Annotated in this window: 17 protein-coding genes; 4 read left to right on the forward strand and 13 right to left on the reverse strand. The window is 33.0% G+C overall.

Translation table 11 applies throughout. The features are described 5' to 3' along the window. Positions 1-3: 3 nt before the first annotated feature. The 7 genes from P7F85_RS08670 to P7F85_RS08700 form a co-directional block, all read right to left on the reverse strand. The gene (locus P7F85_RS08670) at positions 4-543 is read right to left on the reverse strand and encodes a helix-turn-helix domain-containing protein (protein WP_002467473.1); all 540 of its coding nucleotides are present in this window, start codon (positions 541-543) and stop codon (positions 4-6) included. 164 nt (positions 544-707) lie between these two features. Further along, complete coding sequence (locus tag P7F85_RS08675) at positions 708-983, reverse strand: UPF0223 family protein (RefSeq protein ID WP_002467472.1); 276 nt, start codon at positions 981-983, stop codon at positions 708-710. A 192-nt stretch (positions 984-1,175) separates the two neighbouring features. Beyond that, positions 1,176-2,582, reverse strand: coding sequence for a dihydrolipoyl dehydrogenase (gene lpdA, locus P7F85_RS08680; RefSeq protein ID WP_002450687.1), 1,407 nt, complete (start codon positions 2,580-2,582; stop codon positions 1,176-1,178). 4 nt (positions 2,583-2,586) lie between these two features. Then, a complete protein-coding gene (locus P7F85_RS08685; protein ID WP_002467469.1) occupies positions 2,587-3,894 on the reverse strand; it encodes a dihydrolipoamide acetyltransferase family protein in 1,308 nt (435 codons plus the stop codon). Positions 3,895-3,960: 66 nt separating this feature from the next. Next, complete coding sequence (locus P7F85_RS08690; protein ID WP_002450689.1) at positions 3,961-4,938, reverse strand: alpha-ketoacid dehydrogenase subunit beta; 978 nt, start codon at positions 4,936-4,938, stop codon at positions 3,961-3,963. A 3-nt stretch (positions 4,939-4,941) separates the two neighbouring features. Next, positions 4,942-6,054: a pyruvate dehydrogenase (acetyl-transferring) E1 component subunit alpha gene (pdhA, locus tag P7F85_RS08695; protein ID WP_046464313.1), complete on the reverse strand. Its 1,113-nt coding sequence runs from the start codon at positions 6,052-6,054 to the stop codon at positions 4,942-4,944. A gap of 172 nt (positions 6,055-6,226) precedes the next feature. Then, positions 6,227-6,853, reverse strand: coding sequence for a YkyA family protein (locus P7F85_RS08700; protein WP_002467474.1), 627 nt, complete (start codon positions 6,851-6,853; stop codon positions 6,227-6,229). A 310-nt stretch (positions 6,854-7,163) separates the two neighbouring features. Here P7F85_RS08700 and def point away from each other — a divergent pair, with 310 nt between their 5' ends. From def to rnjA, 3 genes are all read left to right on the forward strand, one after another. Next, positions 7,164-7,715, forward strand: coding sequence for a peptide deformylase (gene def / locus P7F85_RS08705; RefSeq protein ID WP_015365193.1), 552 nt, complete (start codon positions 7,164-7,166; stop codon positions 7,713-7,715). A 498-nt stretch (positions 7,716-8,213) separates the two neighbouring features. Next, positions 8,214-8,432 carry a DNA-dependent RNA polymerase subunit epsilon gene (locus P7F85_RS08710; protein WP_002450694.1) on the forward strand — a complete coding sequence of 73 codons (219 nt, stop codon included), beginning with the start codon at positions 8,214-8,216 and terminating at the stop codon, positions 8,430-8,432. Further along, complete coding sequence (gene rnjA / locus P7F85_RS08715) at positions 8,432-10,117, forward strand: ribonuclease J1 (RefSeq protein ID WP_015365194.1); 1,686 nt, start codon at positions 8,432-8,434, stop codon at positions 10,115-10,117. The genes P7F85_RS08710 and rnjA overlap by 1 nt, the downstream gene beginning before the upstream one ends. Positions 10,118-10,217: 100 nt before the next feature. Here rnjA and P7F85_RS08720 read toward each other — a convergent pair whose 3' ends face one another. The 3 genes from P7F85_RS08720 to P7F85_RS08730 form a co-directional block, all read right to left on the reverse strand. Beyond that, positions 10,218-10,877 carry a potassium channel family protein gene (locus tag P7F85_RS08720; RefSeq protein WP_002450696.1) on the reverse strand — a complete coding sequence of 220 codons (660 nt, stop codon included), beginning with the start codon at positions 10,875-10,877 and terminating at the stop codon, positions 10,218-10,220. A 116-nt stretch (positions 10,878-10,993) separates the two neighbouring features. Beyond that, entirely contained in the window at positions 10,994-12,010 is a 1,017-nt protein-coding gene (locus P7F85_RS08725; RefSeq protein ID WP_002465591.1) for a cytochrome d ubiquinol oxidase subunit II, read from the reverse strand. Then, complete coding sequence (locus tag P7F85_RS08730) at positions 12,007-13,362, reverse strand: cytochrome ubiquinol oxidase subunit I (RefSeq protein WP_002465593.1); 1,356 nt, start codon at positions 13,360-13,362, stop codon at positions 12,007-12,009. The genes P7F85_RS08725 and P7F85_RS08730 overlap by 4 nt, the downstream gene beginning before the upstream one ends. 201 nt (positions 13,363-13,563) lie before the next feature. On the opposite strand from P7F85_RS08730, the gene P7F85_RS08735 reads away from it, so the two are divergent. Next, positions 13,564-13,794, forward strand: a complete 231-nt coding sequence (locus P7F85_RS08735; protein WP_002465589.1) for a glutaredoxin family protein — start codon at positions 13,564-13,566, stop codon at positions 13,792-13,794. A gap of 77 nt (positions 13,795-13,871) precedes the next feature. Here P7F85_RS08735 and ptsP read toward each other — a convergent pair whose 3' ends face one another. From ptsP to P7F85_RS08750, 3 genes are all read right to left on the reverse strand, one after another. Further along, on the reverse strand, positions 13,872-15,590 hold the full coding sequence (ptsP, locus tag P7F85_RS08740; RefSeq protein WP_002465592.1) for a phosphoenolpyruvate--protein phosphotransferase: 1,719 nt from the start codon (positions 15,588-15,590) through the stop codon (positions 13,872-13,874). A gap of 1 nt (position 15,591) precedes the next feature. Further along, positions 15,592-15,858 (reverse strand): phosphocarrier protein HPr, encoded by a 267-nt coding sequence (locus P7F85_RS08745; RefSeq protein ID WP_002450701.1) that lies wholly within the window; start codon positions 15,856-15,858, stop codon positions 15,592-15,594. 154 nt (positions 15,859-16,012) lie between these two features. Further along, positions 16,013-16,555 (reverse strand): DUF697 domain-containing protein, encoded by a 543-nt coding sequence (locus P7F85_RS08750; protein WP_002465585.1) that lies wholly within the window; start codon positions 16,553-16,555, stop codon positions 16,013-16,015. Positions 16,556-16,608 lie beyond the last annotated feature (53 nt).

A 16,608-nucleotide genomic window follows, 5' to 3' on the forward strand; every position in this document is an offset into this window, starting at 1 on the left:
TCCTTATAAATATGATGCTGTTGCAACAATTAATATTTTCACTTCCTGTTTTCCTTCATTAAAAAGACGATGATCATCATTTGCTTTAAAATAAAATACATCTTCTTTGTTTGCATGGTAACAATCATTACCTAATTGCAATGTCACTTGTCCTTGTAAACAATAAACAAACGTATCCGATTCTGAAGGGTTAAACGTCTTATATGATGCACCTGGTTTCAATGTTAATAGAAGTGGTTCCATTTCAAATTCATTAGATTTTGTAACTAACCAATTTAATATATAGCCTCTATCGTATTCATCATAAATGATTTGCTCTTCCTTTTTATAAATGACCTTTTGTTGCTCTGTTTCTTTAAAGAAGTCGCTAGCCGATGTTCCTAAAACCTCTAGTATATTTAAAAATGTTTCCATACTAGGAGATGCATTTTGGCTCTCTATTTGGGATATGTATCCTTTTGAAAGATCTGTTCTTTCAGCTAATTCTTCTTGTGTTAAATTTTTAATTTTTCTAAGATTTTTGAGTTTATACCCTATTTCCATAATGAAACCACCTAAAAAAGCTATATTAAGTTTACTTTTATCAAACATTTTGTTTAACGCTTAATAAAAATACCAAAATATAGCTCTACAATCAATACTTTTTATTGTTTTAAGACAAACATTTTACATTCACAACATTTTGCTTTTTGTTAAGTCAGTTTTACTTAAGACTTAGCAGAAAACACTTGTTGATCAGGGTTTTTATTTACTTCTTGGACTACCTTATAACTATTATATCCACTGCTTTTTTCAAACTCTTTAAACAGTTGTTTCTCTTCAGCTTTACCAGGCACGATTTGTTTGAAACTTTTATAAGCTTTTTTAACCTCTTCACCTTTAACTGATGATTCATAATAGTTCTCAATTTTATTAAAGAAATGAATGACATCCATCATTTCATCATTTGTCCAATCTAAATCTAATGGATATTGATATTCCAAGTTAATTCACTCCTATAGTTTAATTAGAATACAGAATTAGTGTATATGAGATGATTTAAACTGACAAATAGTTTATGAATGATAAGTCAATATAGGATAAATATTCTTATTTGAGTAGCTTTAACTTATTGTAATAAAACAAAAAAACTGGCAACAAATAATGTTGCCAGTTTAATTTAACGTAATGTTAAATTACATTGTATGGATTGGGTATCCAATTGCTTTTTCAGCTGCTTCCATTGACATTTCACCTAAAGTAGGGTGAGCATGTACAGTTAATGCAATATCTTCAGCATTCATACCTGATTCGATTGCTAAACCTAATTCAGAAATAATATCTGAAGCGCCAGTACCTACTACTTGAGCACCGATTAATGTGTCATCTTCTTTAAGTGTAATTAATTTAACGAAACCATTTGTATCATCTAATGATAATGCACGGCCGTTAGCTGCATAAGGGAATTTAGAAGCTTTAATTGATAAACCTTCTTCTTTCGCTTGAGCTTCAGTATAACCTACTTGAGCTAATTCAGGCTCAGTGAAGCATACTGCAGGCATACCAATGTAATCAACTTCTGCTGCTTGTCCATCAATAGCCTCTGCAGCTACTTTTGCTTCATAGCTTGCTTTATGAGCAAGAGGTAATCCTGGAACGATATCACCAATTGCATAGATATTATTGATTGAAGTACGGCTTTGTTTATCAACTTCGATTAATCCACGTTCACCAAATTTAAGACCTAATTCTTCTAAGCCTAATTCATCAGTATTTGGACGACGACCTACAGTTACTAATACATAATCAGCTTCGATAGTTTGTTCTTCACCTTTAGCTTCATAAGTAACTTTTACGCCATTTTCAGTTTCTTCAGCTGATTTAGCCATTGCTTCAGTAACGATTTCGATACCTTTTTCTTTCATGCCTTTTTTAACTGGTTGAGTCATTTGTTTCTCAAAGCCACCTAAGATATCTTTAGCACCTTCAAGAATTGTCACTTCAGAACCAAAGTTAGCAAATGCAGTACCAAGTTCTGAACCAATATAACCGCCACCAACTACTACTAATTTACCAGGGACTTCTTGTAAGTTTAATGCACCTGTTGAATCGATAACACGGTTACCAAATTCAAAATTAGGAATTTCAATTGGTCTAGAACCAGTTGCAATGATTGCATTTTTGAAATTGTAAGTTTGAGCACTTTTTTCGTCCATAACGCGTAAGCTATTGTTATCAACAAAGTAAGCTTCGCCTTTAACGATTTCAACTTTATTACCTTTTAATAAACCTTCAACCCCACCAGTTAATTTATTAACAACTGATGATTTGAATTCTTGAACTTTTTCATAGTTTAAAGAAACACTTTCAGCGATTACCCCTAAGTTTTCTGAATGTTGTGCTTCAACAAAACGATGAGATGCGTGTAATAAAGCTTTTGAAGGAATACAACCAACGTTTAAGCAAACACCGCCTAAATTACCTTTCTCAACGATTGTTACTTTTTGTCCAAGTTGTGCTGCACGAATTGCTGCAACATAACCTCCAGGACCTGCTCCGATTACAATAGTATCTGTTTCAATTGGGAAATCTCCAACTACCATCTTTTTACCCCTCCATTAATAATAATTCTGGATTATTTAATAAACGCTTGATGTGATTCATAGCATTTTGTCCAGTTGCACCATCAATTTGTCTGTGGTCAAAGCTTAATGATAATGCAAGAACTGGAGCTGCTACAATTTCTCCATCTTTAACAATCGGTTTTTGAGCGATGCGCCCAATTCCTAAGATAGCTACTTCTGGGTGATTAATAACTGGAGTGAACCATTGTCCACCAGCTGAACCGATATTACTGATTGTACATGTTGCACCTTTCATTTCGTCAGATGTTAATTTACCGTCACGTGCTTTTACAGCAAGTTCGTTAATTTCATCTGAGATTTGGAAGATTGATTTACGATCTGCATGTTTAACAACAGGTACTAATAAGCCTCTGTCTGTATCTGCAGCGATACCAATATTCCAATAGTGTTTGTGTACAATCTCTCCAGCTTCTTCATTAAATGAAGTATTAAGTGCTGGATATTTTTTAAGTGCAGAAACAAGTGCTTTCACTACATATGGTAAGAAAGTAAGTTTTGTACCTTGTTCAGCTGCGATTTCTTTGAATTTCTTACGGTGATCCCATAATTGTTGAACATCAATTTCATCCATTAATGTAACATGTGGTGCTGTGTGTTTAGAATTAACCATTGCTTTGGCAATTGCTTTACGCATAGCTGGGATTTTTTCAGTTGTTTCTGGGAAGTCGCCTTCTGGTACTGATTGTGTTGCTGATGTAGTTGTAGTCTCTTCAGAAGTACTTGCTGCACTTTCATTAGATGCTGTTTGAGTAGCGCCACCATTTAAGTGTGCATCAATATCTTCTTTTGTGATTCGACCATTTTTACCAGATCCAGCAACTGCTTTAATATTCACGCCATTATCACGTGCATATTTACGTACTGAAGGCATTGCTTTAATTGTTCTATTTTCATCAACTTCAGCATCTTGAGTGCTTGCTGCAGGTTGACTTTCTTGTGATGAAGCACTTTCTTCTTTCGCTGCTTCTTCTTTTGGTTCTTCACTTGATGAATCATCACTGTGATTACCTTTGAATTGCATTTCTTCAGCATCTGGTGCATCAATTTTAACAATAATGTCACCAACAACTGCTACTGTACCCTCATCTACTAATACTTCTTCAACTGTACCACTTACTGGTGAAGGGATTTCTACAACAGATTTGTCATTTTGGACTTCTGCTAAGACATCGTCTTCTTCAATTGTATCTCCAGCTTTTACAAACCATTTTACAATTTCACCTTCGTGGATACCTTCCCCGATGTCGGGTAATCTAAATTCAAATGCCACGGTCTTTTTCCTCCTAAGATTTTCTTAATAAAGAAATCACTTTTTAATTTAAACTTTATTTAAAGATTAAAACTCTAAAGTTGCTTTTGCTTTTTCTACGATATCATTTTTGTTTGGTAACCAAACATTTTCAGCTTGAGTAAATGGATATACTGTATCTGCTGCTGCTACACGTGCAATAGGTGCTTCTAATGAAAGAATTGTACGTTCAGCTAATTCAGCTGCAACTTGTGCACCAACACCTGCTTGACGTTGAGCTTCTTGAACTACTACAGCTCTGTTCGTTTTTTCAACTGAAGCCACTAATGTATCGATATCAATTGGTTGAACTGTACGTAAATCGATTACTTCAACTGAATAACCTTCTTTTTCTAATTCTTCAGCTGCTTTTAATGATTCTTGTACCATTGCACCGTATGCGATTAAAGTAATGTCATTACCTTCTTTTTTCACATTAGCTTTTCCAATATCAATTGTGTATTCTTCTTCAGGAACTTCTTCTCTGAAAGAACGATATAATTTCATATGCTCTAAATATACAACTGGGTCATTACTTCTAATTGAAGAAATTAATAATCCTTTAGCATCATATGGGCCTGAAGGAATAACTACTTTCAAACCAGGAGATTGAGCTAAAATACCTTCTAAATTATCTGCGTGTAATTCTGGTGTATGCACACCGCCACCAAATGGACTACGAATAGTTACAGGTGCAGTTTTAGAACCACCTGAACGGAAACGAGTACGTGCAATTTGTCCAGCTACTGAGTCAAATACTTCAAATACGAATCCTAAGAATTGGATTTCCATTACAGGGCGGAAACCTTCAACAGCTAAACCTAAAGCTAAGCCACCAATTCCTGATTCTGCAAGTGGTGTATCGAATACACGATCTTCACCAAATTCTTTTTGTAAACCTTCAGTAACACGGAATACACCGCCGTTAACACCAACGTCTTCACCGAAAACTAAAACGTCTTCGTCATTTTTAAGTTCAGTTTTAAGCGCATCATTAATCGCTTGAACCATTGTCATTTGTGCCATGGTTTACTTCGACTCCTTCTCTTTGTAAATTTCATATTGTTCTGCTAAATTTTGAGGCATTTCTTCATACATAATTTCCATTAGAGAAGTAACAGTTTGTTTTTCTGTTTTGTCGGCCTCTTTAATAGCTGCTTTGATGTCTGATTTAGCACGTTCAATAACTTCATTTTCTTTGTCTTCATTCCAAAGACCTTTATTTTCTAAGAATTTTCTGAAACGAACTAATGGATCTTTTTTCTCCCATTCTGCGTCTTCATCTGAAGTTCTGTAACGTGTAGGGTCGTCACCAGCCATAGTATGTGGTCCGTAACGATATGTCATTGTTTCGATTAGTGTTGGGCCTTCACCTGCAACTGCACGTTCACGAGCCTCTTTAGTAGCTTGATATACTGCTAATGCATCCATACCATCAACTTGGATACCAGGGATACCAACAGCAATCGCTTTTTGAGCTAATGAAGTTGCTGCAGTTTGTTTACTACGTGGTGTTGAAATCGCGTAGTTGTTATTTTGAATAACAAAAATTGCTGGTGCTTTATATGCTGAAGCAAAGTTAATACCTTCATAGAAGTCACCTTGAGATGAACCGCCATCACCAGTATAAGTAATCGCTACTGCATTTTTGCCTCGTTTTTTAAGACCAAACGCAACACCTGCTGTTTGTACATACTGTGCACCGATAATGATTTGTGGACTCAGTGCATTCACACCTTCAGGGAATTGGTTACCTTTAAAGTGTCCTCTTGAGAATAAGAAAGCTTCCGTTAATGGTAAACCATGCCAAATAATTTGTGGCACATCACGGTAACCAGGAAGAATAAAATCTTCTTTTTCTAACGCGTATTGAGATGCTAACTGTGATGCTTCTTGTCCAGCTGTTGGTGCATAGAAACCTAAACGACCTTGTCTATTTAAAGAAATAGTGCGTTGATCTAGAATACGTGTCCATACCATTCTTTCCATTAATTCTACTAATTCTTCATCTGTTAAATCAGGTACTATGTCTTCATTTACAACGTTGCCATCTACGTCTAAAATTTGAACCATTTCAAATTTCGACTGTGTGTCATTTAGTACTTTTACTGCATCGAATTGGGCTTGTAACTTAGGAGCCATTCAATTCACCATACCTTTCCCATATATAAATAGAAATTCATTTTATCCATAACAATTGTATCACAAAAAAATAAGCCTGTTAAACGATTTCATAAAGTTCTGTTTCATAGAAAAAAGATACAGATGTCAGAACTGTACTACTACATTCTTCCTATCTGTATCAGTCAAGAAATTATTTTAATTGGTCTACATCTTGTTTTTCTTTATTTACCTTGTTCATCGCTTTTGAATACGCTTTAAATTTCTTGTTCATATCTTTATATGTTTTACCTAACTCTTTCGATTTTTCATCAACTTCGTCTTGTGTTGCACCATCTTTATTGATAAAACTAAACAGTGATTTTTCTTTTTCAAGCGCTTTTTTGTAAGCCTTTGCATAATCACTATGTGATTTATATTTATCCTTAATAGCTTTATCTAACTCTTCAACTTCTTTTTTCTTATCTTTATTATCTATATTGTCTATATGTGATTCTGCCTTTTTAAATTCTTTTTCAGAATCGGCTAATGCCTTTTCTTCTTTCTTGAATTCTTTTTCACGTTTTTCTACATTTTCAACGATGTCATTAGCTGCTTTTTCTCTTGTTTGTTGATCTTTCTCGTTAGCTTTTTTAAATAACTTTTGTTTTTCTTCTTCTAATTTATTAATTTTTTTACTTACATTTGCAACTGGTTTCTCTTTATCAAAAGCATTTTGAACTTGTTCATCATATGCTTTTATTTCTTTTTTATCTGTTGTACATCCGGCTAGTAATACTGCTGATGTTGCAACAACTGCTATTGTTTTGTTTAATTTCATTTCTGTATCCTCCTCAAAGTTGTACGATTGTTATCATAAATAAATCTCTCTCATAAATCAAAGAAATCGGCTAAGTATCTTACGTCTATTTTAATCCCTAACGATATACATTAATAACGGTTATACTGCAGAGATATATCACGTTTGCGTATCTTCACATTTAATTTTAAAGGTACTTTCGTAACACATCATAATTCATGTGTATTATTATTTTAACTTTTATTTTCATTTTCTACTAATAATATAATTTACTTCAATGTACTTCTACCTATTATATTTGGTATATTTGTAATTAAGGAAGGTGTCAGACATGATAACAATGAAAGATATAATTAGAGATGGTCATCCAACACTTCGTGAAAAAGCTCAAGAATTAAGTTTCCCATTATCAAATGAAGATAAAGAAACATTAAAAGCTATGCGCGAGTTTTTAATCAATAGTCAGGATGATGACATCGCCAAAAAATATGGTTTACGCTCAGGTGTGGGTTTAGCTGCACCACAAATTAATGTATCCAAAAGAATGATTGCCGTGTATTTACCAGATGATGGAAATGGGAAATCATATGATTACATGCTAGTTAATCCAAAAGTGATGAGTTATAGTGTTCAAGAAGCCTATTTGCCAACTGGTGAAGGTTGTCTAAGTGTAGATGAAAATATTCCTGGTTTAGTTCATCGTCATAATAGAGTCACTATTAAAGCTCAAGATATCGATGGTAATGACGTAAAATTACGTTTAAAAGGCTATCCAGCTATCATTTTCCAACACGAAATTGATCATTTGAATGGCATTATGTTCTATGATCATATTGATGATTCTAATCCTTTAGCACCTCATCCAGATGCAGTTGAAGCATGATTTGATTTAACCTCGAAAGTAACATGACTTTCGAGGTTTTTTATTTAATAGATTTCAATCAAATAAAACAATAGCGTTTAAATAAATAAGTTTGAAGTTGTGACTAAATTGATATATGGTTTTTCCCAAAGCTAAATAGAGATTGAAGGTTCTTACTATATTACGTGCCCTGTTCGTTCACTTAATGATAAAACTGCTTTATTTCTTTTGATACATCATGTAAAATATACATTAACTGAAATCTTAGTGAATTAATCCTATTTTTCAAAAATTGAACGACATGATTTCCCTGGAAAACATACTCGGCAGTGAAATTAAATAATTATAGTTGTATATTTATTTAGATTAGCTGGTATGTCTGTTATTAAATTTAAATACACATACTTTTATTGAAGAACAATATCTATGATAAAACCTGATTTCTATCTTTAATAACCCGAGCTATCAACCACGGGACTTGAATAAATATTAAAAACATCCTTAGGAGGAATTATATCAATGGCAGTATTTAAAGTATTCTATCAACATAATAAAGATGAAGTTATCGTGCGTGAAAACACGCAAACGATTTATGTTGAAGCACAAACTGAAGAACAAGTAAGACGTTATTTAAAAGACCGTAATTTTAATATCGAATTTATCACTAAATTAGAGGGCGCACATTTAGATTACGAAAAAGAACATTCAGATCATTTTAATGTGGAGAATGCTGAATAATGAAGCAATTACATCAAAATGAAGTAGGTGTATATGCACTTGGTGGTTTAGGTGAAGTAGGTAAAAATACTTATGCTATCGAGTACAAAAATGAAATCGTGATTATAGATGCGGGTATTAAATTCCCTGATGATAATCTACTTGGAATTGATTATGTGATTCCTGATTACACTTACTTAGAACAGAACCAAGATAAAATCGTTGGTCTGTTCATCACTCATGGACACGAAGATCATATAGGTGGTGTGCCCTTCCTATTAAAGCAAATTAATGTACCTATTTACGGTGGTCCATTAGCTTTAGGTTTGATTAGAAACAAATTAGAAGAACATAATTTATTACGTACGGCTCAATTAAATGAAATCAATGAAGATAGTGTGATTAAATCCAAACATTTTGAAATATCGTTCTATCTTACAACACACAGTATTCCTGAAGCATATGGTGTTATTGTTGATACACCTGAAGGTAAAATTGTTCATACTGGTGACTTTAAATTTGATTTCACACCTGTTGGCGAGCCAGCAAACATTGCAAAAATGGCTAAATTAGGTGAAGAAGGCGTACTTTGTCTACTTTCTGATTCTACGAATGCATTAGTTCCTGACTTTACTCTTAGTGAACGTGAAGTAGGACAAAATGTCGATAAAATTTTCCGTAATTGTAAAGGTCGTATCATTTTCGCGACATTTGCTTCGAACATCTATCGTGTTCAACAAGCAGTCGAAGCAGCAGTTAAGCATAATAGAAAAATTGTTACATTCGGTCGTTCAATGGAAAACAATATTAAAATAGGTATGGAGCTAGGATACATTAAAGCTCCACCAGAAACATTTGTAGAACCAGGAAAAATCAATAATATTCCTAAACATGAATTACTTATTTTATGTACTGGCTCACAAGGTGAGCCTATGGCAGCATTATCTCGTATCGCTAACGGTACACATAAACAAATCAAGATTATCCCAGAAGATACTGTTGTATTTAGTTCATCACCTATTCCAGGTAATACTAAAAGTATAAACCGTACAATTAACGCTTTATATAAAGCTGGTGCAGATGTTATTCATAGTAAAATTTCTAACATCCATACTTCTGGACATGGATCTCAAGGCGACCAACAATTGATGTTACGTTTAATCCAACCTAAGTACTTCTTACCTATTCATGGTGAGTATCGTATGCTCAAAGCACATGGTGAAACTGGTGTTGACTGCGGTGTTGACGAAGATAACGTCTTTATCTTCGATATCGGTGATGTACTTGCTTTAACTCATGATTCAGCACGTAAAGCAGGTAGAATTCCATCAGGTAATGTGCTTGTTGATGGTAGTGGTATTGGTGATATTGGTAATGTGGTAATCAGAGATCGTAAATTATTATCTGAAGAAGGTTTAGTAATTGTGGTTGTTAGTATAGACTTTAATACAAACACATTACTTTCAGGTCCTGATATCATTTCACGAGGCTTTGTGTATATGCGTGAATCTGGACAACTTATTTATGATGCGCAACGTCGTATTAAAACTGATGTTATTTCTAAGTTAAACCAAAATAAAGACATACAATGGCATCAAATTAAATCATCAATCATCGAGACTTTACAACCGTACTTGTTCGAAAAGACAGCTCGTAGACCAATGATTTTACCTGTCATTATGAAAGTTAATGAAGATAAAAAATAATAATATTATAATTTCCCATAAGCTACTATCATCTTTATGATAATGCTTATGGGATTTCTTAAAAAAATGGTTTAGCCAAGATAATTGACTAAACCATTTTTTATTTAGCTATGTTTTTTTCAAATCGACCTAAATCATTATCATGACCAATCATGATTAAGATATCACCAATTTCAATATTTAAATTTGGGTCTGGTGACACAATAAACTGCTTTCCTCTTTTAATTGCAATAATATTAATTCCATATTGTGCACGAATATCTAAATCGATAATTGTTTGGCCAGTCATTTTTTCAGTAGCTTTTAATTCAACGATAGAGTGTTCATCTGCTAATTCTAAATAATCAAGTACACTCGCACTAGCTACATTATGTGCTATACGACGGCCCATATCACGTTCAGGATGGACAACAGTGTCCGCACCAATCTTATTTAATATTTTAGCATGATAATCATTTTGTGCTTTGGCAGTTACCTTTTTAACACCTAATTCTTTTAAAATAAGTGTTGTTAACGTACTAGATTGAATATTTTCACCGATAGCAACTATAACATGGTCAAAGTTTCTAATTCCTAAACTTTTCATTACTGCTTCATCAGTAGTATCTGCTACTACCGCATGAGTTGCAATATCACTATATTCATTAACTCTATTCTCATCACTATCAATGGCCATAACATCCATATCTAAGGCGTTAAGTTCTCTAACAATACTGCCACCAAAGCGTCCTAAACCAATTACTACGTATTCCTTTTCCATATAGTCCTCCGCTTATTACACATTTACATAACAACGATTAAATCAACTTTCTTTTAAATGATACTAAATAAAGCTAATACAAAATCGAAATTATGATTTGTTCTACTTTAAGTTGATTATTTTTTTCCTTCAACATAATCTTTATCGAAAACAAATAGTCTCAATAATAATAGTAACGATGGAACTAATAAAAGTAAACCTAAAATAAATGCGATGACCAATGCTAGACCCATTTCATCATTCACATGGGAACTTGATATTTTTACGAATGGATGTAATAAATATGGTAATTTGCTCATACCATATCCAAAGAATGCGAATAACATTTGCAAAATTACCATTATAAATGCTAAACCATGATTTCTTTTGAAAATAGTTAGTGCACCTGCAACTAGGAAAAAGATAAAACTTATCACAAACATCCACCAATAGTTAAAAACAGCATTATTAAAATGATCCGAGTTTTGTACTCTTAAAGATAAAAAGACAAACAATGAAATAATAATCATTGGTGGTCCCCAAAATATATGCCAACGTCTCATTAAATGATATGCCGGTTCATCCTTTGCTTTATTAGCATAGAATGTAAGAAATCCAGAAGATATATAAAGGACTGAAATAATCGCCAAGAATACAACTGACCAAGCAAATGGACTTAGTAATAGTTGAACCCAGTCTAAATCAACATGGTTCCCCACCTCTTTGATATAGCCACCTTCTGAAATTGTTAACGCAGTTGCTAATGCAGCTGGAATGAGTAAACCTGTTAATCCATATAGAAAAATCCATGGCAATTTTGTATCTTGTCCATAATTTTCAAAAGCATAGAAACTGTTTCTAATTGAGATTAGAATCGTACCAATTGATCCTGGTACAAGTAAAACCGTGCCTAAATACTTAACAGAATCTGGGAAAAAACCAATAAATCCAACAAAGAAAAATACAAAGAACACATTTGTGACTTCCCATACTGGGCTAAGATATCTTTCAATAAGATGATTAATTTTCTTCTCTTCACCTGTAATCTTAGAATGCAATGCGAAGAATCCAGCACCAAAATCAATTGAGGCTACGATGATATAACAAAATAAAAATATCCATAAAACTGAAATACCTATATATGAATATATCATTTGTTATCACCTCTTTCTTTTAGAACTTGATTGACATCATTGATAGCAGGTTTATTTCTAAACATTCTGAGTAGTACATATGCAGATGTCACGATGAGTACAAGATATAATAAACCAAATAAAATCGTCACTAATGTGATGCCTCCAGCTTGAGTCGCTGCCTGAGATACTCTTAAGTATCCTCTTACAATCCAAGGTTGGCGTCCCATTTCAGTTAAGAACCAACCAAATTCGATAGCTAACATAGACGCTGGTCCAGTAAGCAATATGCTATATAAAACGACCTTATGCGTGATAAAGTGTCGTAACTTCTTAATTAATAAAATCAACATAAATATCCCTGAAATCACAAAACAGAATACGCCCATTGAAACCATTAAGTCAAAGAAATAATGAACAATTAAAGGAGGCAATTCATTTTTAGGAAAATCGTTAAGTCCTTTAACTGTCGTCTTAAAATTATTATCAGCTAAGAAACTTAACATTCCTGGGATTTCTATTGCACCTGATACTTCATTTGTCTTTTCATTTAAAACACCAAAAAATACTAAATTGGCTTGGGATTGTGTGTCAAAATGCCATTCATATGCAGCTAATTTTTCTGGTTGTACTTTATGTAAAAATTTGGCAGACATATCTCCTGCTAACATCGATAACAATGTTGAAATAAAACCAACAATCATCGTCATTTTTAAGGCTTTCAAATGATATATTTTATCTTCTGAATACGACTGTTTTAACAATTTAAATGCAGCAATTGCCGCAAGAATAAATGCCATTGTCATTCCAGCGGTTGCAACGACATGGAAAGATCTTACGATGAATGATGAATTAAACATCGCTTCTAATGGTTGAACATTAACCATACGTCCATTTTTCATTTCAAAACCAGCTGGCGTATTCATAAACGAGTTAACTGATGTAATGAAAAATGCTGAGAATGATCCACCTATAATTACAGGTAATCCTATAACAAAATGAATCCATTTATTCTTAAATCTTTCCCAAGTATAAAGATAAATACTAAGAAATATAGCTTCAAAAAAGAATGCAAATGTTTCCATAAATAGAGGTAATGCAATCACATGTCCACCCATTTTCATAAATGTCGGCCATACAAGCGATAATTGCAAACCAATAATAGTACCTGTCACTACACCAACAGCCACTGTAATGGTATATCCTTTCGACCATCGTTTCGCTAATGCAATATAATGTGCATCATTGTTACGTATGCCAAGAAATTCTGCAATAACAAACATTAATGGCATACCTACACCAATCGTCGCAAATATGATATGAACGGCTAAGGTCATACCTGTAAGCAAACGACTCATTTCAACTGAATCCATATATAATCACCTTGAATTTATATTTTTGTAATTTCACAATGCTTAAAATTATAAATCCTTATCAAGATGAACTAAATGTTTTTGCTTGAATTTTTGATATAAAATTTTTATAGAGACACATAATGTTCACACCATTGATATTTTATAAAATTAAATATAAGATAGAATAATATAAATTAGCACATAGAAAGGAAGACTGAAGTGTCACATATTACGATTTATACACAAGATGATTGTCCACCTTGTACCTTTGTAAAAAATCATCTTCAAGCAAATCATGTGGATTTTACAGAAAAGAATATAAAAAATAATCAATATCGTATAGAAATGATGGATTATGATGCATTTGCGACGCCATTTATCTTATTGAACGATGAACCTATGTATCAAGTTGATATGGATAAAATTAATCAAGCTTTTGACATTCAATAATTGATTAGAAAAAAAAAGACTAATTAAATAAAAACCAACTAAAGCAATTTAGATTGCTCTAGTTGGTTTTTTAATTATTATTTTGAAATGTTATTAACTAATTCCATAACTTCTTCTTGTGTTGCACAATGAATAGCACGGTTCGCTAGTTCTGACATTTCATTTTTACTTAAACCATTAATTTGTCTTCTAGCTTTAAGAATAGATGTTGGACTCATTGAGAATTCATCTAGACCTAAACCTAATAGTAATGGTACTGCAGTAGCATCTCCTGCCATTTCACCACACATACCAGTCCATTTACCTTCTTTGTGAGAAGCTTCAATGACTTGTTTTACTAAGCGTAAAATTGAAGGGTTGTATGGTTGATATAAGTAAGATACACGTTCAGACATACGGTCAGCTGCTAATGTGTATTGGATTAAGTCATTTGTACCAATACTAAAGAAATCTACTTCTTTAGCAAATACATCAGCTAATGCTGCTGTCGCTGGTATTTCAACCATGATACCTAACTCAATATCTTCAGAAACTTCATAACCTTCATTTTGAAGATTTTCTTTTTCTTCTAATAACATTGCTTTAGCATCACGGAATTCCTTGATAGTTGCTACCATTGGGAACATGATATTTAATTTACCATAAACTGATGCACGTAATAACGCGCGTAATTGTGGTCTGAAAATATCAGGTTGAGCTAAGCAAAGACGAATCGCTCTGTATCCTAAGAATGGATTCATTTCGTCTGGTAAATCTAAATATGGTAATTCTTTGTCGCCACCGATATCCAATGTACGAACAACAACACGTTTACCATCCATAGTTTCTAATACTTTTTTGTATGCTTCAAATTGTTCTTCTTCAGTAGGTAATTGATCTCTACCCATGTATAAGAACTCAGTACGATATAAGCCAATACCTTGTGCACCATTTTCAATGACACCTGGTAAATCGTTTGGTGTACCAATATTAGCTGCTAACTCTGCGTGAACACCATCAACAGTTACTGTATCAGCATCACGTAATTTTTGTAATTCTTGTTTATCTTCAAAGAAACGTTCACGTTTATTTTGATAAGCGATAACTTCATCTTCTGTAGGATCGATGATAACATCACCAGTTAAACCATCAACAATAATCATATCACCTTGTTTAACTTCTTTAGTGATTGATTTAGTACCAACTACTGCTGCGATTTCTAATGAACGACTCATAATCGCAGAGTGACTTGTTCTACCGCCAATATTTGTAACAAACCCTTGAACGAATTCTTTATTTAACTGCGCAGTATCAGAAGGTGTTAAGTCATTACCAATAATAACAACACTTTCATCAATCATACTTGGGTTTGGTAATTCAACCCCAAGAATATGTGCTAACACACGTTTAGATACGTCTCTAATGTCTGCAGCACGTTCTTTCATGTATTCATTATCCATTGATTCAAATATAGTAATGAATTGAGTTGTAACCTCATTTAATGCTGTAGCTGCATTAACATGATCATTTTTAATTTTATCTTGAATTGGTTGAATTAATTCTGGATCATCTAAAACAAGTAAATGCGCATCAAAAATGGCAGCTTTATCAGCGCCTAATTGAACTTCTGCATTATTTCTTATTTTAGTTAATTCAATTTTAGATGCTTCGATAGCGTTATTGAATTTGCTAGTTTCACCTTCGACATCAGTAATTGTTTCACTGCTATCAAAAGATAAATCTGGCTCAACTATTAAGTAAGCTTTAGCGATTGCTACACCATCAGATGCAGCAATACCATTAATTAATTTAGACATATTACTTAGTTAAACCTTCTTTTGATAAGACATCACTGATAGATTCGATTGCATCTGCCTCATCGCTACCGTCAGCATAAATTGTAATTTCAGCATCTTTACCTACACCTAAACTCATAACACCCATGATTGATTTTAAGTTTACTTTTTTACCGTTATATTCTAATTGAATATCTGAATCAAATTTTGAAGCTGTTTGTACCAACATTGTAGCTGGGCGAGCGTGGATTCCTGTTTCGTCGATAATTACATATGATTTTTGTTCCATAATTTATTTCTCCTTCTATAAGTTAGAATCTTCAATATACTTACAATCTAACATAAATTTTTATACCTTAACTTTACCAAAACCAATAGTTAAATTCAATTTCTTTAAAACCGGTTTCAGTATATTTCTACAATTTTTTAACAAATTATATCCCTTAAAGTAACTCTTTGATGACTTTTTCACATTTTTCGATATGATCTTGACCTAATCTTTTCATAAAGTAATAACTAATTGATGCTGAAACTGCTTGTCCTACAAATGGGAACCATTTAGTTTGTTTAGCTGCAGTACGTTTTGCCACATCTCTAATCACTACTTTCATCAGTGCATTAGTTAATTTTTTACCAATAAACTGACTACCTTGAATAGCTGCAGCAGACATTATTCGTTCTCTAACGTCATCACTTAATGAATTGACTTGTTTATGATCTAGTCCATAAATTTTATTGACATCACTAATGATATCTCTCATTAATTTTATATCAACACCAAAGTCTAATCCAGGAATTGGTACTACACTCATTCCTGATGATAGTAAAGATTTCTTCTTAACGAGATTCTCTGCTTGTGCACGTCTTTGTTGTAACTCATTTTGAGTCACAGGTAAATTACTTTTTTCTTTGATTTCTTCAATATTTAATACTTTATTACCAACTGTATTTGTGACTCTGTTCGTCATTTTATTTCTTATGCTCATCTTATTCACACTCCCATGAATCTTATTTCAATAAGACTCTATACCCAGATTAC

Source organism: Staphylococcus sp. aM (assembly GCF_052975125.1).